This window comes from Mesorhizobium sp. M0778, assembly GCF_040320105.1.
Classification (GTDB): domain Bacteria; phylum Pseudomonadota; class Alphaproteobacteria; order Rhizobiales; family Rhizobiaceae; genus Mesorhizobium.
This window is the reverse complement of sequence record NZ_JAMYPA010000001.1, coordinates 277,206-296,509: the sequence shown is the minus strand read 5'-3', so window position 1 is coordinate 296,509 and position 19,304 is coordinate 277,206. Positions and strand designations below refer to the sequence as shown.

Annotated in this window: 13 protein-coding genes; 8 read left to right on the top strand and 5 right to left on the bottom strand. The window is 63.6% G+C overall.

The annotated features are described in order from the left end of the window. Positions 1–11: 11 nt before the first annotated feature. The 4 genes from htpX to purH all read left to right on the top strand — a co-directional run bounded on the left by htpX (position 12) and on the right by purH (position 6,003). Complete coding sequence (gene htpX / locus NKI22_RS01490; RefSeq protein ID WP_352814986.1) at positions 12–1,028, top strand: zinc metalloprotease HtpX; 1,017 nt, start codon at positions 12–14, stop codon at positions 1,026–1,028. Next, positions 1,019–2,407, top strand: coding sequence for an RsmB/NOP family class I SAM-dependent RNA methyltransferase (locus tag NKI22_RS01485; RefSeq protein ID WP_352814984.1), 1,389 nt, complete (start codon positions 1,019–1,021; stop codon positions 2,405–2,407). Before htpX ends, NKI22_RS01485 begins: the two co-directional genes overlap by 10 nt. A gap of 146 nt (positions 2,408–2,553) precedes the next feature. Continuing rightward, positions 2,554–4,302 (top strand): heparinase II/III family protein, encoded by a 1,749-nt coding sequence (locus NKI22_RS01480; protein ID WP_352814982.1) that lies wholly within the window; start codon positions 2,554–2,556, stop codon positions 4,300–4,302. An 84-nt stretch (positions 4,303–4,386) separates the two neighbouring features. Next, complete coding sequence (purH, locus tag NKI22_RS01475) at positions 4,387–6,003, top strand: bifunctional phosphoribosylaminoimidazolecarboxamide formyltransferase/IMP cyclohydrolase (RefSeq protein ID WP_352814980.1); 1,617 nt, start codon at positions 4,387–4,389, stop codon at positions 6,001–6,003. Positions 6,004–6,037: 34 nt separating this feature from the next. Here purH and NKI22_RS01470 read toward each other — a convergent pair whose 3' ends face one another. Both NKI22_RS01470 and NKI22_RS01465 read right to left on the bottom strand, forming a co-directional pair. Further along, positions 6,038–7,414 (bottom strand): MFS transporter, encoded by a 1,377-nt coding sequence (locus NKI22_RS01470; protein ID WP_352494236.1) that lies wholly within the window; start codon positions 7,412–7,414, stop codon positions 6,038–6,040. Positions 7,415–7,599: 185 nt separating this feature from the next. Next, positions 7,600–12,384, bottom strand: coding sequence for an NAD-glutamate dehydrogenase (locus tag NKI22_RS01465; protein ID WP_352814979.1), 4,785 nt, complete (start codon positions 12,382–12,384; stop codon positions 7,600–7,602). A gap of 134 nt (positions 12,385–12,518) precedes the next feature. Here NKI22_RS01465 and NKI22_RS01460 point away from each other — a divergent pair, with 134 nt between their 5' ends. Together NKI22_RS01460 and NKI22_RS01455 are read left to right on the top strand one after the other, a co-directional pair. Continuing rightward, positions 12,519–13,082: a peroxidase-related enzyme gene (locus NKI22_RS01460; RefSeq protein ID WP_023719735.1), complete on the top strand. Its 564-nt coding sequence runs from the start codon at positions 12,519–12,521 to the stop codon at positions 13,080–13,082. A gap of 123 nt (positions 13,083–13,205) precedes the next feature. Further along, on the top strand, positions 13,206–13,529 hold the full coding sequence (locus tag NKI22_RS01455; protein ID WP_352494112.1) for a YciI family protein: 324 nt from the start codon (positions 13,206–13,208) through the stop codon (positions 13,527–13,529). Between the two features lie 9 nt (positions 13,530–13,538). On the opposite strand, the gene NKI22_RS01450 is transcribed toward NKI22_RS01455, so the two are convergent. Beyond that, complete coding sequence (locus NKI22_RS01450) at positions 13,539–14,153, bottom strand: LysE family translocator (protein ID WP_352480973.1); 615 nt, start codon at positions 14,151–14,153, stop codon at positions 13,539–13,541. A gap of 392 nt (positions 14,154–14,545) precedes the next feature. On the opposite strand from NKI22_RS01450, the gene NKI22_RS01445 reads away from it, so the two are divergent. Next, positions 14,546–15,172 carry a DUF1062 domain-containing protein gene (locus tag NKI22_RS01445; RefSeq protein ID WP_352814977.1) on the top strand — a complete coding sequence of 209 codons (627 nt, stop codon included), beginning with the start codon at positions 14,546–14,548 and terminating at the stop codon, positions 15,170–15,172. Between the two features lie 57 nt (positions 15,173–15,229). Here the strand turns inward: NKI22_RS01445 and typA are convergent, their stop codons facing one another. Further along, positions 15,230–17,059, bottom strand: a complete 1,830-nt coding sequence (gene typA / locus NKI22_RS01440) for a translational GTPase TypA (protein ID WP_023719738.1) — start codon at positions 17,057–17,059, stop codon at positions 15,230–15,232. 198 nt (positions 17,060–17,257) lie between these two features. Here typA and NKI22_RS01435 point away from each other — a divergent pair, with 198 nt between their 5' ends. After that, a complete protein-coding gene (locus NKI22_RS01435; protein WP_352480975.1) occupies positions 17,258–17,539 on the top strand; it encodes a hypothetical protein in 282 nt (93 codons plus the stop codon). Between the two features lie 46 nt (positions 17,540–17,585). Here NKI22_RS01435 and NKI22_RS01430 read toward each other — a convergent pair whose 3' ends face one another. After that, complete coding sequence (locus NKI22_RS01430) at positions 17,586–19,160, bottom strand: alkaline phosphatase D family protein (RefSeq protein ID WP_352850043.1); 1,575 nt, start codon at positions 19,158–19,160, stop codon at positions 17,586–17,588. Positions 19,161–19,304 lie beyond the last annotated feature (144 nt).

The window sequence follows — 19,304 nt, the reverse complement described above, 5'->3', positions numbered from 1 at the left end:
CGGAGCAGACGATGAACACCCTTCGCACCGCCATGCTTTTGGCCGCAATGACGGCCCTGTTCATGGGTGTCGGCTATCTGGTCGGCGGATCCGGCGGCATGATGATCGCCTTGCTGATCGCCGCCGGCACCAATTTGTTCAGCTATTGGAACGCCGACAAGATGGTGCTGTCGATGCACCGTGCGATCGAGGTCAACGAAAGCAACGCGCCCGAATATTACGCCATCGTGAAGGGTCTCGCGCAACGCGCCGGCCTGCCGATGCCGAGAACCTATCTCATCGACAATCCTCAGCCCAATGCCTTCGCCACCGGCCGCAATCCGCAAAATGCCGCTGTCGCCGCCAGCACCGGCCTGCTCGAGCAGCTCTCACATGAAGAAGTCGCGGCGGTGATGGCGCATGAGCTTGCCCATGTGCAGCACCGCGACACGCTGACCATGACGATCGTCGCGACCTTTGCCGGCGCAATTTCGATGCTCGGCAATTTCGCTTTCTTCTTCGGCGGCAACCGCGACAACAACAATTCCTTCGGCATCGTCGGCGTGCTGGTGGCGATGATCGTCGCGCCCCTGGCCGCCATGATCGTGCAGATGGCGGTGAGCCGCACCCGCGAATACGAGGCCGACCGGCGCGGGGCCGAAATCTGTGGACACCCGCTGTGGCTCGCCTCGGCACTTGACAAGATCGCGCGGGGCGCCGAACGCATCCGCAACCCGGATGCCGAGCGCAATCCGGCAACCGCCCATCTCTTCATCATCAATCCTCTTTCCGGCGAGCGCATGGACAGTTTGTTTTCCACTCACCCGAGCACAGAAAACCGCATCGCCGCATTGCAGAGGATGGCGAGCGAGATGGCCGGCGCACCCGAAGCGGCCGCGACGCCAAAGCCGGCGCCGGAAGGGACCGGGCAGCAGCCGTCGGGTCCGTGGGACAGGGCCGCCCGGCCCGAGAGGCCGCCTGAGCCGGCCAAGCCGAGACCCAATCCCTGGGGACGCAATCCGACCGGACCCAAAGGTCCGTGGTCGTGAGCGCAGCACAACGCCGGCACGCAATTCCAGGTGATCGCGAGCACAATTCGGGCAGCGAGGCCGTAGCCGGTCTCGCCGCGCGCAAGGCAGCCGCGCGCCTGCTTGCCGCCGTCATCGACGCGAGGACGCCGCTCGACGGGCTGACCGACCATGAAAACGGCCATCCGCAATACAAGGCGCTCGACCTGCGCGACCGCGCCCTGGTACGCGCCATTCTGGTCACCGCCCTGCGCTACCGCATGACCATATCGGGCCTTTTGGCCCGCCGCCTGGAAAAGCCGCTGCCGCCCAACGCCACTGCGCTTTCGCACATCTTGCATGTAGCGGCGGCACAGATCCTGTTCCTCGATGTTCCCGACAGCGCCGCCGTCGACCTCGCCGTCACCCACGCCAAGTCCGATCCGCGCACGGCGCGCTTTTCCGGCCTCGTCAACGGCGTGCTGCGTACGCTGGCGCGGTCCAAGCAGGACGAGCTCGCGGCAGCACTTGCCGCCACCGACGAGGCGCCGAAATGGTTTTCCGACCGTTTGAAAACGGTCTACGGCCCCGACAAGGCCAGGCAGATACTGCTCGCCCATCGCCATGAGGCGCCGGTCGATTTCTCGGTCAAGTCGGACCCGGCGCTGTGGGGCGAACGGCTCGGCGGCTTCGTCTTGCCGACCGGCACGGTGCGGGTCGAAAAGCTCAGCGCTTCCGTGACCGAACTGCCCGGCTTTGGGGAAGGCGCCTGGTGGGTTCAGGATGCAGCGGCCAGCCTGCCGGCCCGGCTGTTGGGCGACATCAATGGTTTGCGAATCGCCGATCTCTGTGCCGCCCCCGGCGGCAAGACCGCCCAGCTGATCCTCGCCGGCGCTCACGTCACCGCGCTCGACATGTCCAGAACGCGGCTGGCGCGGCTCACGCAGAACCTCGAACGGCTCGGCCTTTCCGCGGAGATCGTCCAGGCAGATCTGCTCAAATACGAGCCGAAGGACCTCTTCGACGCCGTCCTGCTCGACGCACCTTGCTCTTCGACCGGCACGGTGCGGCGGCATCCCGACGTTCCCTGGACGAAGACGGCGGCCGATGTCGAAAAACTGGCCGACCTGCAACGCCGGCTGCTTGCCCGCGCCATCACCTTGGTCAAGCCTGGCGGTCGCATCATCTTTTCCAACTGTTCGCTCGATCCGCTGGAAGGCGAAGAGCTCTATCGCGACTTTCTCGCCGGCAATGCGGAGATCATCGACGACCCGCTTCGGCCAGGCGAGATTGCCGGCATCGACCCATTCCTGACGCCGCAAGGCACGTTGCGCACCACGCCGGCCGATCTGGAGCTTGGCTCACCGGCGCGTTCCGGGCTGGACGGTTTCTTTGCCGCCCGCATGCGCAGAGCCGGCTAAGGGCCGATCTTGAAGCGCCATCCGACTTCTTGGGGCGAGGAGGCATGGAAAACAGGCTGAACGGCCCCACTGCCGCGGAATTCGCCTTCGCACAAGTTCTTGAATCATATAAACTTGTGCTTGGGTGAGGACGATCAGGAGGGGTTTTGGCAATCGCTGCCGGTAACACGACGCGTCTGTGGACGCTTGTCGCGAGGGAGTTCTGGCGCAAGACGCGCCGGCGCTTGCGTGCCGGGCCACTCTATCGCTGGCGCTACTCCGGCCGCACGCCGGAGCGCGTCCTGATTGCCCCGCCGGACCTGCGACTCGCCGATCCTCAGATCGCACTCGAGATCTATTACGGCCGCTATCCGCTTTCGGGGCATCTGGTCGAGACCGGCGGCAAATCGCCCTTCCAGATCGACGTGCCCAATCCCGGCTGGCAAAAGACGCTGCACGGCTTTCGCTGGCTGCGCCATATGCGTGCCGCGGGTACGGAACTCGCCGCCGCCAACGCGCGGGCGTTGGTTTCCGACTGGATTGCAATCCATGGCAGCCATATTTCCGGCGTCGCCTGGGAGCCCGGCACGACGGCCAAGCGCGCCATTGCCTGGCTGCAGCATTCCTCGATCGTGTTGCAGGGCGCCGAATTTCCGTTCTACCGCGCCTTCCTGAAATCGCTCGCCGTCCAGATCCGCTATTTGCGCGCCATGGCGCGCGAGATGCCGGACGGCAAGGACAGGCTGCGCGCGCGCATTGCGCTGGCCTTTGCCGCTTTGTCGCTGCCGGCGCCGGCCTCGGCGCTGCGCGGTGCCACCCGCAATCTCGCCGAGGAGCTCGACCGCCAGATCCTGCCTGACGGCGGCCATATCTCGCGTAATCCGATGACCGTGCTTGAAATCCTCGCCGACCTTCTGCCATTGCGCCAGACATACGCCAATCAGGCCGAGACACCGCCGGCCGCCCTGATCGGCGCCATCGACCGGATGCTGCCGGCACTGCGCTTCTTTCGCCATCAGGATGGCAGCCTTGCCCGCTTCAACGGCATGGGCGCCACCATCCACGACCGCATCGCCAGCATCCTGCATCACGACGACACCGCCGGCGCACCACTGCTGCACGCGCCGCATTCGGGTTATGAGCGCCTGTCGATGGGTGGTGTCACGGTGATCGCCGATACCGGCCCGCCGCCGCCCGTCGACGTGTCCAATGCCGCTCACGCCGGATGCCTCGCCTTCGAATTGTCGTCGGGCCGCCAGCATTATATCGTCAATGCGGGCATAGACACCTATGGTGCCGCCGAGTTCCGGCCGCTTGCCCGCGCCACCGCCGCCCACTCCACCGCCACCATCAACGACACGTCGTCGGCACGCTTCAACCACTCCTTGCGCGTCAACGACCTGCTCGGCACGCCTTTGATAGGCGGGCCGCAGCATGTGCCTTGCAAGCGCACCGACCAGAAGGGCAGCCAGGGCTTCATCGCCCGCCATGACGGCTATGTGGCGCGCTTCGGCTTCCTGCATGAGCGCGAGCTGAAATTGTCGACCGAGGGCAATGTGCTTGCCGGGAGGGACCGCTTCCTGCGGCCGGGCGGCGCTTCTATCCGCAACAATGGCCGTGATTTCGTTACAGTGCGTTTCCATGTCCATCCCGACATAAACGTGCTCCAGGATGAGCATGACCGTCTGGTGCTGACCGCCGACCACGCCGACACCTGGGTGTTTACCTCCACCGAAGTGGCACCCGAGGTCGAGGAATCGATCTATTTCGCCGGGCTTGGCGGCCCACGCCGCAGCCGCCAGATCGTGCTTGCCTTCAAGGCCTCGGAGATTCCCGACGTCCATTGGCAACTGACGCGGACAATTATCGCCGGCCGTCAGGAAAAAGCTGAAGCTGGTGGCAACGGCAGACACTGATCAAGCCTTGCGGCTTGATTTCCGGGCCTCATATGCTACGGCCCGCGGACGCTCTCCAACCACACGTGGAAAGGCCGCCAGCCCATGGCCGTCGCCGCCAAGAATATTCCCGCGCCCGACCTTGTACCCATCCGTCGCGCGCTGCTCTCCGTCTTCGACAAGACCGGCCTGATCGATTTCGCCAGGGCGCTGGCTTCGGCCGGCGTCGAGCTGGTCTCGACCGGCGGCACGGCAAAGGCCCTCGCCGATGCGGGCATGGCGGTGCACGACGTATCCGAGCTCACCGGCTTTCCCGAGATCATGGACGGGCGCGTGAAGACGCTGCACCCGTCGGTGCATGGTGCACTGCTCGGCGTTCGCGACGATCCAGAGCACGCCGCGGCGATGCGCGACCACGGCATCGAGCCGATCGATCTCGTCGTCTCCAATCTCTATCCATTCGAGGAGGTGCGCCGCTCCGGCGCCGACTACGCCGCGATCGTCGAAAACATCGACATCGGCGGCCCGGCGATGATCCGTGCCTCGGCCAAGAACCACGCATACGTCGGCATCGTCACCGACCCTGACGACTATGCCTCGGTGCTCAACGCGCTGGAGATGAATTTCGGCTCGTTGTCGCTGGATTTCCGCAAGAAGTTGGCAGCCAAGGCCTTTGCCCGCACCGCCAGCTACGATGCGGCGATCTCGGGATGGTTCGCCGAGGCGCTGGAGATCGAGCATCCGACATGGCGCGCCTTCGGCGGCAGGCTGCAGTCGGTGATGCGCTACGGCGAAAACCCGCATCAGGGCGCCGGCTTCTATGTCAACGGCGACAGGCGGCCGGGCGTCGCCACGGCACGCCAGCTTCAGGGCAAGCAGCTTTCCTACAACAACATCAACGATACCGACGCCGCCTTCGAGCTGGTCGGCGAGTTCGATCCGACCCGCTCCGCAGCGGTAGCCATCATCAAGCACGCCAACCCGTGCGGCGTCGCCGAAGGCGCTTCGCTGCAAGCGGCCTATGCCAAGGCGCTGGCCTGCGACCCGGTCTCGGCCTACGGCGGCATCGTCGCCATGAACCGTATCCTCGATGCCGCAGCCGCCGAAGAGATCGTCAAGACCTTTACCGAAGTGATCATCGCACCGGAGGCGTCCGATGGTGCAATCCGCATCATTGGCGTCAAGAAGAATCTACGCCTGCTGGTCACCGGCGGCCTGCCCGACCCGCGCGCGGCGGGCCTTGGCTTGAAATCGGTTGCTGGCGGCTTGCTCGTCCAGGGCCGCGACAATGCGGTGGTGGATGACCTCGAGCTGAAGGTGGTGACCCGGCGCGCTCCGACGCCGGCCGAAATGGCCAATCTGAAATTCGCCTTTCGCGTGGCAAAGCACGTCAAGTCGAACGCGATCGTCTATGCCAGGGACGGCGCCACCGTCGGCATCGGCGCCGGCCAGATGAGCCGTGTCGATTCCTCGCGCATCGCCGCGCGCAAGGCGCTCGACGCGGCCGACGCTGCCGGTCTGACGGAGCCTTTGACCAAGGGCTCGGTCGTCGCCTCGGATGCCTTTTTCCCGTTCGCGGATGGGCTTTTGTCGGCAATCGAAGCCGGCGCCACCGCCGTCATCCAGCCCGGCGGCTCGATGCGCGACGACGACGTCATCGCCGCCGCCGACGCTCACGGCATTGCCATGGTCTTCACCGGAGTGAGGCACTTCCGGCATTGAACTCCCTCCCCCTGTGGGAGAAGGGAAGAGCAGCTCACTCCGCCGGCCGATCCGCCGGATAGGGCGTGCCGATCAGGATCGCCATGCCTGCGCCGAGGAACAGCACGATCGCCGCCATTCCGAGCCGCGCCGAGCCGCTGGCCAGGGTGATCGTGGCCACCATGAAGGGCGCTGCAAAACTTGTTGCCCGACCGGCCAGCGCATAGATGCCGAAATAGCGGCCGGATTCGGCTGCGGAGACGCTGCGCGCCATGTAGGAGCGCGACGATGCCTGCACCGGCCCGAAGGCAAGCCCGATCAGCAGGCCGTAGAAAATGTAGGCCTTTTCCGCCGCCGTGCCGAACAATCCGCCACCGTCCAGTCCGGGCATCACCCAGGCGCCGAACAGCGTATAGCCCGGGCCGGTCGAGACGATGCCGATCGTGGCAATGCTCAGCATGACCAGCGAAATCATCACGATGGTCTTGGAACCCAGTGCAGTGTCGAGGCGTGCGGCAACCAGGCAGCCGACGATGGCAACGACGTTGAGGATGATGCCGAACAGGCCGATCTCGGTGATCGACCAATGGAACATCGCCGCCGCAAACGTTCCGCCCAGCGCCAGCAGCGCGTTGACGCCGTCCTGATAGATCATGCGGGCGACGAGAAAGCGAAAAATACCGCTGCGCTTGCTTACTTCGGCTAGCGTCGACTTCAGTTCCGACAGGCCCTCGCGCACCGCCGGCCCGATTGGAATGCCTTTGATCGCATCAGGCGTGAAAAAGAACATCGGCAGGATGAACAGGAAATACCAGGCCGCCGACAACGGTCCGGTGGCGCGCGCGTCCTCGCCGAGCCTGGGGTCAAGGCCGAAGATCGGGTCGAGCCCGACGACGGTCTTGCCGGTTTCAGGCGAGCCGGCCATGACGGTAACGACGAAGATTAGCGCGATCATGCCACCGAGATAGCCGAGCCCCCAAGCCATGTTCGAGATCCTGCCGATGTCGCTCTTCGGCACCAGGCGCGGCATCATCGAGTCATTGAACACGGTCGAGAATTCAGCCGCGACCGATGCCAGCGAGAACAACGCCACGACCAGAAAAAGGTTGGAGCCGGGCGCGGCGAACCACAGCAAGGTGAGGCTGGTGATCTTGACCGCGGCGAAGAAGGCTATCCACGGTTTGCGTGGTCCGGTCTGATCGGCGATCGAGCCGAGGATCGGCGACAAAACGGCGATGACGAGGCCGGCGGCGGCGATGCCGTAGCCCCAGGCCGCTTGCCCCGTCTCGGGATTGCTGGCCATTCGCGAGACGAAATAAGGACCGAAGATGAAGGTGGTGACGACCGTGAAGAACGGCTGGGCCGCCCAGTCGAACAGCATCCATCCCCAGATGCCGCGTCCCGACGCACGCTGCACTGCCACCTCAGCCATGTCCCCTCCGCTGGAGCTCTCCATGCCGATCGAATCGGCATGATGCTCCGTCTTCTTGTTGAGCACGATCTTGTCCAAAAGCCGATCGTTACGTTCGCGATCATGCTCCGGGCGCCCCAACGCCGCGCGCCGTTCGCTCTATAGCGCAGTTCTTCCCGGCAATCCCGCGCGATGTGGAAGACTTCTCACAGCGCCGTCAGATCACTCATCAGGCCGGACGCCACCGACAGCCGGGACACGGTGATGTCGCCGCCCTCGGTCAGCGCCTGCAGCCGCTCGCGGATGCGTCCGACCCGTTCGCCGCCGGACTCCAACCATCCAGTCACCGGATCCGCCGCCTCGGCATGGCCGGTGAGTGCCGCCACGGCGATGCCGCGCCTGGCCGCCCCAATCGTGTCGGTGGCGCGGGAAAGGGCCAGCTGATCGTAATAATCCGAGGGCGTGATCGAGCGCGCCGCGTCCTCGACGCGCGGGATGCGGAAGACATCGCTGACTGCAAAGAACGCCTTGGCGGCAGCGACGATGCCGGCACTCGCCGTCCGCGCCGTCAGCGCGATGTCGGGGATGAGTTCCGCCACGTCGGTCAGCGCCAGCTGTTCGGCAAGACTCTCCGGCGCGCCGCCCTTCGACAGGCCGTGCCGCCGCTCCTCGATCCGCTCGCGAGAGAAGGCCGGCAGCAGCGACACGAGCTTCGGCTCCAACGCCTTGCGCGCATCCTGCAATTCGGTGATCCGCTGCCCGAGCGGCGCGGTGCCGGCATCGTTCTTCAGGTACCAGCCGCTGGTCACATAGATCAGCCGGCTGACCGCCTGATAGAGGTCGAGCTGGATCTGTCCGTCGATCTGGTTGTCGAGCGCGTCGATCTGCCGGTAGAGCGCCGGCAGCGCAAAGCCATCCCGCACCACGGCGAAGGTGCGCACGACATCGGCGGCACTGCGGCCAGTCGCTTCCTGCAGCCTGTTGACGAAGGACGGGCCGCCGCGATTGACCAGATCATTGGCGACGACACGGGCGATGATCTCGCGGCGCAGCCGATGGCCGTGGATTTCTCCCGCATATTTCTTCGCCATGCGATCGGGGAAATAGCCCATCAGATCACGGTCGAAATGCGGATCGTCCGGCACGTCGCTGGCGACGATATCGGAAAACAGCACGATCTTGGCATAGGCGAGCAGCACGCCGAGCTCGGCCCGGGTCAGCGGCTCACCGCGCGTCTCGCGCTCGGCAAAGGCCGCCGGCGACGGCAGCGCCTCGACGGCACGGTCGAGCAGTCCGCGCGCCTCCAGCGCCGCCATGAAGCGGCTCTGATGGGCGATGTCGGCGAGCCCGCGCTTACGGGCAAGGGACAGCGCCAGCGTCTGCTGGTAATTGTTGGACAGCACCAGGGCGCTGACCTCATCGGTCATCTCGGCCAGCAATTTGTTGCGCGCCGGCCGGGTCAGCGATCCCTTGCGCATGGCGGAAGCCAGCGCGATCTTGATGTTGACCTCGACGTCGGAGCAATTCACGCCGCCCGAATTGTCGATCGCATCTGAGTTGCAGCGGCCGCCATTCAATCCGAATTCGATGCGCGCCCGCTGCGTGACGCCGAGATTGGCCCCCTCACCGATGACCTTGGCACGCAGGTCGAGCGCGGTGATGCGGATCGCGTCATTGGCACGGTCGCCGACGTCCTGGTTGGTCTCGCCCGATGCCCTGACATAGGTGCCGATGCCGCCAAACCACAAAAGGTCTGCCGGCGCCTTGAGAATGGCACTCATGATCTCGACTGGCGTGGCCGTTGTCTTGCCGAGGCCGATCGCCGCAGCCGCGGGCGCCGGCAAGGTGATCGACTTCTGGCTGCGCGAGACGATGATGCCGCCCTCCGACAGCTTCGTCTTGTCGTAATCCTGCCAGCTTGAACGGGCGAGAGCGAACATACGCCGGCGCTCGGCCATCGAAGCCGCCATGTCGGGATCGGGATCGATGAAGATGTCGCGATGATCAAAGGCGGCGATCAGCCGGGTCTGCTCCGACAGCAGCATGCCGTTGCCGAACACGTCGCCCGACATGTCGCCGACGCCGACGACAGTGAACGGCGTGGTTTGGATGTCGCGGTTCATCTCGCGGAAATGCCGCTTGACTGCTTCCCAGGCGCCCTTCGCGGTGATGCCCATCTTCTTGTGGTCGTATCCGGCCGAACCGCCGCTGGCGAAAGCGTCGTCGAGCCAGAAGCCGTGCCTTTCGCTTATGGCGTTGGCGGTGTCCGAGAAGGTCGCCGTTCCCTTGTCCGCGGCGACGACGAAATACGGATCATCCTGATCGCGCCGCACCACGCCGGCTGGCGGGATGACGCCGTCCAGGCCGATATTGTCGGTGATCGACAACAGGCTGGAAACGTAATTCTTGTAGGCGGCCGTGCCGGCCTCGAAAATGGCGTCGCGCCCGGCGCTCATCGGCAGCTTTTTCGGGTAGAAGCCGCCCTTGGCGCCAACCGGCACGATCACCGCATTCTTGACCTGCTGTGCCTTGACCAGGCCAAGCACCTCGGTGCGATAGTCCTGCGCACGGTCCGACCAGCGCAGGCCGCCGCGCGCGACCGGGCCGAAGCGCAGATGCACGCCCTCGACCTCGGAGCCATAGACGAAGATCTCGCGCCATGGCCGCGGCGCCGGCAGCCCGTCGACCGATTGCGAATCGAGCTTGATCGCCAGTGATTGGCCCTTCTCTTTCGTATCGGCAACGAAATGATTGGTGCGCAGCGAGGCTTCGATCAGGTTCAGATAACGTCGGATGATGGTGTCGTCGTCGATGTTGGGAACGTCTTCCAGCGCATCCGTGATCTTGGCCTTCAGATGTTTGGCCTGAACGACGCCTTCCGTCTCATCCGTCGGGCCGAGGCGGGCGACGAACAGCGCATGCAGTCCGCGGGCGATCTCGGGATAGCGGTTGAGTGCGGCGGCGATGAAATCCTGGCTCTGCGGGATACCGGCCTGCTGCAGATAGCGGCCATAGGCGCGCAGGACGGTGATCTCGCCCGACCACAGGCCTGCGGTCTGGGCGAGGCCGTTATAGCCGTCATTGTCGACATTGCCGCGCCAGACGGAAAGGAACGCGTCCTCGAACAGCGCGCCGCCATTGCCGAGGTCGATCGGCCTGCCGTAGCTGTTCTCAAGTTCCATGTCGTGGATGAAGACCATGCCGGATTGATTGTCGCCGACCTCGAAAGTACGCTCGCTGATGACGCGGAAACCGATGTTTTCCAGCACGGGCACGCGCCGCGACAGCGCCACCGGGCTGCCATGGTGATAGATTTTCAGCGCCGCCTGATGCGGCTTCTGGTCGGCGTGACGGTAATAGTCGATGGCGATCGGATTTGACGCATCGAGCCTGGCGATGCGCCCGGCATCGGCCAGCGCCACGGCCGGCGGGAAACTGTCGCGATAACTTTCCGAAAAGCGCGAGGCGATGGCCGTTAGCTTCGCGTCGGCCCCGGTCTCGGTCGCGGTCTCGCGCAGTGCATCGTCCCAGGTCCGTACGATGTCGCGAATCGCCGCCTCGATCGTCGCCTGCTCGACCTTCGGCGTCTTGCCGCCGGAGCGGCCGATGATGAAGTGGACGCGCGCCAGCCCGCCTTCCGGGAAGGCCGGATAATAGGCCGACAGCCGGCCTTCGAAGACGGTCTTCAGATAGGTGCCGATCTTCTCGCGCACGACGCTGTCGTAGCGGTCGCGCGGCACGAAGACGAGCACGGAGACGAAGCGGTCGAACTGGTCGACACGCACCAATGCCCTGACGCGCGGCCGCTCGATCAATCCCAGTATGGCTTCGGCATGCTTGCGCAGGATCGGCACCGGAACCTGGAACAACTCGTCGCGCGGATAGCTCTCCAGCACGTTGATCAATGCCTTGCCGGAGTGGTCGCCGGGATTGAAGCCGGATTTGGCAATGACGGTTTCGGCCTTCGAGCGCAGATAGGGGATTTTCATCACCGAGCGCGTATAAGCAGTCGAGGTGAACAGTCCGACGATGCGCAGCTCGCCCGAAAGCACGCCTTTGCCGGTGTAGGTCTTGACGCCGATGTAGTCGAGGTAGATGCGGCGGTGCACCGATGACTTGGCGTTGGCCTTGGTGACGATCAGCGGTTCCGGCCCATGCAGGAAGGCGCGGATTTCCGGCGTCGTGCTCACCGCTTCGGTGCCACGCCTGAGCACCAGCACGTCGGGATCGGAAAGGATGCCGAGGCCGGGCTTTTCGGCACGCTCGAGCATGCCGCTCTTCTCGCCGCCGGTGTATTTGAATTCACGCATGCCTAGAAAGGTGAAATTGTCGTCGCGCAGCCATTCGAGGAAGGCGATCGCCTCGGTGACATGGGCCTTGTCGAGCGGCACCGGCGAGTAGCGGAATTCCGAGATCGCCTGGTCGAGGCGGGCAAGCATCGGCTTCCAGTCGATGACGGCGGCGCGCACCTGACCGAGCAGCTTCGTCAGGCGTGCGGAAAGGCCTTCGGCCTGCTCGGCCGAAAGGCGGCCGATATGGACATGGATGACGCTCAGCCGGTCATGGCTGTGCTCGCCCTTGGCATAACCGCCATCGCCGAGGATTTCCTCGACGCCGTTCTTGCCGTGCCTGACCACGATGACCGGGTGGGTAACCAGCAGCGGCTCGCCGGCGCTCTCTGTAATCTCACCGAGGACGGAATCGAACAGGAACGGCATGTTGTCGTTGACGACGGTGATCACCGTCATCGGCCGGCCTTGGCGGACGACACCGGAATCGACGTCTATGGCAACGACGCAGTCGTCCTTCTTGTGCCGGGCGACAGCGCGGCCGGCGAGTTCGGCAGCGCGTTCGAGATCGATGACGTCGTAGGCGGCGACATCTTCGGCCGGAGCTCGGGCCAGCAAGTAGTCGGCAAGCCTGCCGGGCTTTTCGCTGCCCTTGGCCGGACTCATCTTTTTCAACTGGCTTGCGGATTTCAGGCCGGCCATGAGCTAATTCCCTCCCGTCATGTTTTTACAACTATCGTAGCAGATGACGGGTATTTGGCGACAAAGGTTTGACGGCTTGCGACGAAATGTCGGAATTCACCGGCAGCCTGGCGGAAAACGAGGAGAAATCCCCTATGACAGACAAAATCACCGCGCTTGACCTCGCACCGGCGGAGCTGAGCGAAGCGACCAACGCCTATTTCGCCAAATGCCGGGAGAAGCTCGGCCTCGTTCCCAATGTGCTGCTCGCCTACGCCTTCGACGAGAAGAAGCTGCGCGCTTTCACCGACATGTACAATGATTTGATGCTGGGTGAATCCGGCCTGTCGAAGCTGGAGCGAGAGATGATCGCGGTGGTCGTCTCATCGGTCAACCATTGCTATTATTGCCTGGTTGCACATGGCGCGGCCGTGCGCCAGCTTTCCGGCGACCCGGCCTTCGGCGAGATGATGGTGATGAATTTTCGCGCCGCCGAGCTGTCAGACAGGCAGCGCGCCATGCTCGAATTCGCGGTGAAGCTGACCGAGCAGCCGGCAAAGATCGTCGCAGCCGACCGGGCGGCGCTGCGGCAAGTGGGCTTTTCCGACCGCGACATCTGGGATATCGCCTCGACTGCCGCGTTCTTCAACATGTCGAACCGGCTGGCATCGGCGATCGATATGCGGCCGAACGATGAATATCACGCGATGGCGCGATAGGGCACCGCGGTCGTATATATTAGCTGCATCGCATTCTCGTTGCTTGTTTGCCGGTTTGGTCCGATGATCGGCATGCGGCATGACCGCATGCCGGTTCGATGCCGCCGATCAAAGGAGGAGAACATGGCGAAATTTCTCTACGTCTATCACGGCTCGGGCAAGATGCCGACCGAGGAGGCCGAACGGAAGGCAGCGATGGATGCCTGGAACGGCTGGTACGGCAAGCTTGGCTCAGCCGTGGTCGACGGTGGCAATCCAGTCGGCATGTCGAAGACCCTGCTGCCCGGCGGCAAGGTCGAGAACAATGGCGGCAGCAATCCGACCGCCGGTTACACCATCATCGAAGCGAAAGACATCGACGATGCCGTCCGCAAAGCCAAGGATTGTCCTATCCTGACGGACCCGGGTTTCAGCGTCGAGATCGCACCGATAATCGAAATGGGTTGACGCGGCGGCTCAAGACCGCGCCGCGATCGCCGCCGCAGCGCCGGCCATGGTGCCGGCGCTGACGCGGTTGGCGATCTTCATCGCCCGTTTGCTCCTCAAGAGCTTGCGCGCCTGCGATGCGGCGAGCACCCAGGTCAAATCGATGGCGACCAGCACCACGGCCATGGTCGCCGTCAGCTCGACCCAGCCGATCACGCTGACTGAACCGAGATCGATGATGGTCGGCAGCAGCGCCAGATAGAACATCATGATCTTGGGGTTGCCGAGCGTTACCGCCATGCCGGCAAAGAACAGTCTGACGGGCGAATCTTCGCGCGGCAGCGAACCTTCTTTTGCCTCGACCGGTGCGGTCCACATCTTCCAGGCAAGCCAGGCGAGATAGACGACGCCAACCCATTTCACGACGACAAAGGCGAAGTGGAACGTCTGCGCCACCACGGCGAGGCCAAACACCGCCAGTGATAGCCAGATCGCTTCGCCGATCCACATGGCAAGCAGGAACGGAAACACGTCGCGAAACCCTTTTGCGATGACCCGCGCCACAAGTGCGGCAATCGACGGGCCCGGCGAGCCGGCGGCAACAAGCAGGGCGCCGGCAAAAATCAGAAGCGACGTGAAATGCATGACGCGGATCTCGTTAGAAATTTTTGGACGCTTCAACATAACCCAACTGTTCCGGCGACGGTAGCGTCCACCGAAAGAAGGCTTGTCGGCCAGGCACCTCGCGGCTAGAAGTGTCGTCTCGAAATCCTTTCCGAGCTTCACTTTGCCTGCGTAACCGCCGGTCTCGCCAACTCCCCGACACAGAGCAGGGCGTCGCAGTCGCGGTGCCTGTTTTCACATCATCTGTTCTTCAGGGTGGCGGTTCGAGACCGGTTTGGCACTGCTGAACCGCTGTCGCGCATAACCCGCGACACCTGATTTCCAACTGCCGCAGTCTCTCGCCACGCCGTGCCCGCAGGGGCATCTCGACATCGCCGATCTGACGAACTTCCCGACGGGAAGGGCTTTTCGGCATGCCTTCGATACTGCGTATCCGCTGGACGATCGCGCCCAAGACCGCACCGCGACCTCACCTCAACTGCAATCGCTGCGGCGGTCTGAAAGCCTATCGCTGCAGCGGCAAATTCCGGGTCAATGCCAATGGCAAACGCATTGATGCCTGGTTGATCTACCGCTGCATCGATTGCGACAATTCCTGGAATTTCGGCATTCTGGAGCGATGCAGTCGCCGCGATATCGAACCGGCAATATTGCAGGCGCTCGAACGCAACGACCCGGTCCTGGCGCGGCGCCATGCTTTCGATATTGCCGCACTGCGAAGCAGGATCGGGCGCGTCGAGGAGTTTCCTGAAGCCGCCGTTCATAAGCAGGTGCTCGGGGACAGGCCGGAAAACACCGCCGCCCTCGAACTCCAGCTCGAGCTCGAAATGCCGACAGCGCTGCGGCTCGACCGGTTGCTCGCCAACGAACTCGGTGTCTCGCGATCGCGGCTTCAGGTTTGGGAAGAGAAGCGATTGCTGGTGGTTGGTCCGGATGGGGCCAAAGCCTTGCGCAGGCCGGCCCGGGCGGGAACGGCGATCCGCGTCGACCTGTCTAGCGATCCAGACCGGGACGGCATTATCGCGGCGGCCGGCGGGTAGGATAAAGGGAGGAAGCACGCACGTGCTCCCTCCCTCATAGTGGCTGAGAAAAGTGGCTTACGCCGCGCCGACCACTTTCGCCGACTTCTCGAAACGCTTGCGCTCGTTCGGGTCGAGATAGAGCTTGCGCAGGCGGATGGTCTTCGGCGTCACCTCGACCAGCTCGTCGTCCTGGATCCAGGCCAGCGCGCGTTCCAGCGTCATGCGGATCGGCGGCGTCAGTTTTACCGCCTCGTCCTTGCCGGCGGCGCGGATATTGGTCAGCTTCTTGCCCTTGAGCACATTGACTTCGAGGTCGTTGTCCCTGGAATGGATACCGATGATCATGCCCTGATAGACCTTGACGCCTGGGTCGATGACCATCGGGCCGCGGTCTTCCAGGTTCCACATGGCATAGGCCACCGATTCCCCCTGTTCGTTGGAGATCAGCACGCCGTTGGTGCGGCCCGGCAGCTCACCCTTGTAAGGCTCATAGGCATGGAACAGCCGGTTCATCACGGCGGTGCCGCGCGTGTCGGTCAGCAGTTCCGACTGGTAGCCGATCAGGCCGCGCGTCGGCGCGTGGAAGACGATGCGCTGGCGATTGCCGCCCGAAGGGCGCAGCTCGACCATCTCGGCCTTGCGCTCCGACATTTTTTGCACGACGACGCCGGCATGCTCCTCGTCAACGTCGATGACGACTTCCTCGACCGGCTCCAGCAATTCGCCGTTCTCGCCCTTCTGCATGACGACGCGCGGCCGCGACACGGCGATCTCAAAACCTTCGCGGCGCATCGTCTCGATCAGCACGGCCAGCTGCAATTCGCCGCGTCCGGAGACGAAGAACGAATCCTTGTCCGGCGATTCCTCGATCTTCAGCGCGACATTGCCTTCGGCCTCGCGCAGCAGGCGGTCCCGGATGACGCGGCTGGTCACCTTGTCGCCTTCGGTGCCCGCCAGCGGTGAATCGTTGACCAGGAACGACATCGTCACCGTCGGCGGATCGATAGGCTGCGCGTGCAGCGGCTCGGTCACCGACAGGTCGCAGAACGTGTCGGCGACGGTGCCTTTCGACAAGCCGGCGATGGCGACGATGTCGCCTGCCTGCGCTTCGTCGATGGGCTGGCGCTCGAGCCCGCGAAAAGCAAGGATCTTCGAGATGCGGCCGGTTTCGACCTGGGTGCCATCATGGTGCAGCACCTTGACCGCCTGGTTGGATTTCAGCGTGCCGGATTCGATACGGCCGGTGATGATGCGGCCGAGGAACGGATTGGCTTCCAGAATGGTGCCGATCATGCGGAACGGGCCAGGATGAACGGTCGGCGCCGGCACGTGCTTGATGACGAGGTCGAACAGCGGCGCCAGAGCCTGGTCCTTCGGACCTTCGGGGTTTTCGGAGACCCAGCCGTCACGGCCCGAACCGTAAAGGATCGGGAAGTCGAGCTGCTCGTCGGTCGCGTCAAGCGCGGCAAACAGGTCGAACACCTCGTTGACCACCTCGACGTGGCGAGCATCCGGCCGGTCGATCTTGTTGATGACGACGATCGGCTTCAGTCCGACCTTGAGCGCCTTGCCGACGACGAATTTGGTCTGCGGCATCGGCCCCTCGGCGGCGTCGACCAGCACGATGGCCGAATCCACCATCGACAGGATGCGCTCGACCTCACCGCCGAAGTCGGCGTGGCCGGGCGTGTCGACGATGTTGATGCGGGTGCCCTTCCAGTCGACCGAGGTCGCCTTGGCCAGGATGGTGATGCCGCGTTCCTTTTCGAGATCGTTCGAATCCATGGCGCGCTCGGCGACGCGCTGGTTGTCGCGGAACGAGCCGGACTGTTTCAGGAGCTGATCGACGAGGGTGGTTTTTCCATGGTCGACGTGCGCGATGATCGCGATATTGCGGATTTTCATGTTTTGGTCTCGGGAGCGTTGCAGGCAGCAGGCCAAAAGGCGCTGCCTCATTCGGTTGGGCGGCTCATACAGGGTTTTTCGCAATTGCGAAAGAGGAGGCGAGTCACCAAATAAAGTCACCAAATCTTAAATGTCTTGGTGTGAAGTGGAATTATTAACCAAGGCGGAACCTTTCATGGTCCGGGCAGTTCGAATTTCATGATCGACGCAGGCAGCAGACTCCGGCCGATTTTGGCATGTAGCGCACTCGCCGTCCTCCTCGCGGCAGGCGCGGCGCAGTCGGCCGCGTCGTTCAAGGAGACGCGGACTGCGCTGCCGTCCGACAAGCGGTCGGCGGAGCAGCTTTTTGCCGATGCTCCCGATGGCGTCGACCCGGTGGTGACCGGGCCAGTCAGCGCCGCCTTCAAGCAAAGGCAGCAAAATGCCGGATGCGACGGCGCCGTCTGGCCCAACATTCCCGTCGTCTGCTATCCCGATTGATACACGTCCTACCCTCGGGCTGGCCCGAGGATAATGGTGCAGTCGCTCACGCCGACCGCACCGGATCGAGCGTGACCTTGTAGAGTTCGCTGTCGTCGCGATCCATCAGCCGCACCGTCAGCTGCTCTGTAGCGCCATCGATATCGACAAGTCCGAAGAACTGCAGGCCGGCCAACGGCGGCAGGTTCTGACCCTGCTCGGCAGTCGGTGCCTTGATGAACTTCAGCTCCGGGCCGAACGTCATGTCGAAACCATTCGGTCCGAACGTGCCTGAATGGATCGGACCCGAAACGAATTCCCAGAACGCATTGAAGTCCTGGAACTGCGCCTTGTCCGGATTGTAGTAATGCGCGGCCGTGTAATGCACGTCTGCGGTGAGCCAAACGGTATTGCTGATGCCCGCGTTCTTTATATAGCGAAGAAGGTCGGCAATTTCCAGCTCGCGCCCCTTGGCCGGGCCATTGTCGCCATTGCTGACTGCCTCGGCCCCGACCTTCTTGGTACCGTCATTCCAGACCACGAGGCCGAGCGGCATGTCGGCGGCGATGATTTTCCACGTCGCGTTGGAATTTGCCAGCTCACGCTTCAACCACTTAATCTGCTGTTCGCCGAGGATGCGCGATTGCGGCGTCATCGTCTCCTGCATATCCGGGCCGTTGGGGCCGCGGTAGGAACGCATGTCGAGGAAGAACACATCGAGCAGCGGCCCATAAGCGATCTTGCGGTAGACGCGGCCCGGCTCCGACAGTTCGTAGCGGATCGTCGTCATCTCGTGGAAGGCGCGCGCAGCACGTGCCGCCAGCACATGGATCGATTTTTCGGTGTAGCGGTCGTCGGCGGTCAGGTCCTTCGAGTCCGACCAGTTGTTAAGCACCTCATGGTCGTCCCACTGATAGAAAGTCGGGCAGATGGCACTGAGCGCAAGAACGTTCTTGTCCATCATGTTGTATTTCCACTGCGCCCGGTATTCGTCCAGCGTCTCGGCAACCTTGCGCTTTTCGTCGATCAGCACTGTGTTTTTCCACTTGTCGCCATTGGGCAGGTCGACCTCGTCCTTCATCGCACCATCGGCATAGACCGTATCGCCCGAATGCAGGAAGAAGTCGGGCGTGTGCTTGGCGATCGTGGCGTAGGTCTTCATGCCGGTCTCGTCGATGCCCCAGCCTTGGCCGGCGGTGTCGCCCGACCAGGCGAAACGAATGTCGCGCTTCGAGGCAGGTGCCGTGCGGAAGCGGCCGACGATCGGCTCCGAAACGGCGTTGATGTCGGCAAGATCGGCCGCGACCATGCGGTAGAAAATGTCCTGGTCGGAGGCGAGATCGGTAAGCAGCCGCTTCACCGTATAGTCGCTGGCCGGCGACGTATCGAGCGGCGCCAGGCGGACGGCATTGGCGAAATTTTCCGTCGACGACACTTCGAACATGACGCGCGACGGCCGGTCCGTGCGCGTCCAGACCATGCCGCTGGTCGCGTCGACATCGCCGGACTGAATGCCATGGGTGAAGGCCGGGCGCTGATTGGCGCGCGAGTAATAGGGAAGGGCGAGACCCGAGGCGCCGACCAGGCCAACGGCGCTGGCCGACGTGACGAAAGCGCGCCGCGTCATTGAAATCTTGTCCATGGCTGTCTCCTGGATGGCGTTGAACGTCGCCGCCAAGCTCCAGCTTCAATGTTTCAGGCACATTTCGAAACGATGAAGGTTTTCTGACATCAACAAGCGGGAAGGCTGGACCGCTCGGCGGCGAAGCTGCTGATCTCCCCCCTT

Bases quoted from the DNA above. Each gene is read 5' to 3' on its own strand.
- htpX (WP_352814986.1), top strand. From the start codon at position 12: ATGAACACCCTTCGCACCGCCATGCTTTTGGCCGCAATGACGGCCCTG.
- purH (WP_352814980.1), top strand. From the start codon at position 4,387: ATGGCCGTCGCCGCCAAGAATATTCCCGCGCCCGACCTTGTACCCATC.
- NKI22_RS01470 (WP_352494236.1), bottom strand. From the start codon at position 7,414: ATGGCTGAGGTGGCAGTGCAGCGTGCGTCGGGACGCGGCATCTGGGGA.
- NKI22_RS01465 (WP_352814979.1), bottom strand. From the start codon at position 12,384: ATGGCCGGCCTGAAATCCGCAAGCCAGTTGAAAAAGATGAGTCCGGCC.
- NKI22_RS01460 (WP_023719735.1), top strand. From the start codon at position 12,519: ATGACAGACAAAATCACCGCGCTTGACCTCGCACCGGCGGAGCTGAGC.
- NKI22_RS01455 (WP_352494112.1), top strand. From the start codon at position 13,206: ATGGCGAAATTTCTCTACGTCTATCACGGCTCGGGCAAGATGCCGACC.
- NKI22_RS01450 (WP_352480973.1), bottom strand. From the start codon at position 14,153: ATGCATTTCACGTCGCTTCTGATTTTTGCCGGCGCCCTGCTTGTTGCC.
- NKI22_RS01445 (WP_352814977.1), top strand. From the start codon at position 14,546: ATGCCTTCGATACTGCGTATCCGCTGGACGATCGCGCCCAAGACCGCA.
- typA (WP_023719738.1), bottom strand. From the start codon at position 17,059: ATGAAAATCCGCAATATCGCGATCATCGCGCACGTCGACCATGGAAAA.
- NKI22_RS01435 (WP_352480975.1), top strand. From the start codon at position 17,258: ATGATCGACGCAGGCAGCAGACTCCGGCCGATTTTGGCATGTAGCGCA.
- NKI22_RS01430 (WP_352850043.1), bottom strand. From the start codon at position 19,160: ATGGACAAGATTTCAATGACGCGGCGCGCTTTCGTCACGTCGGCCAGC.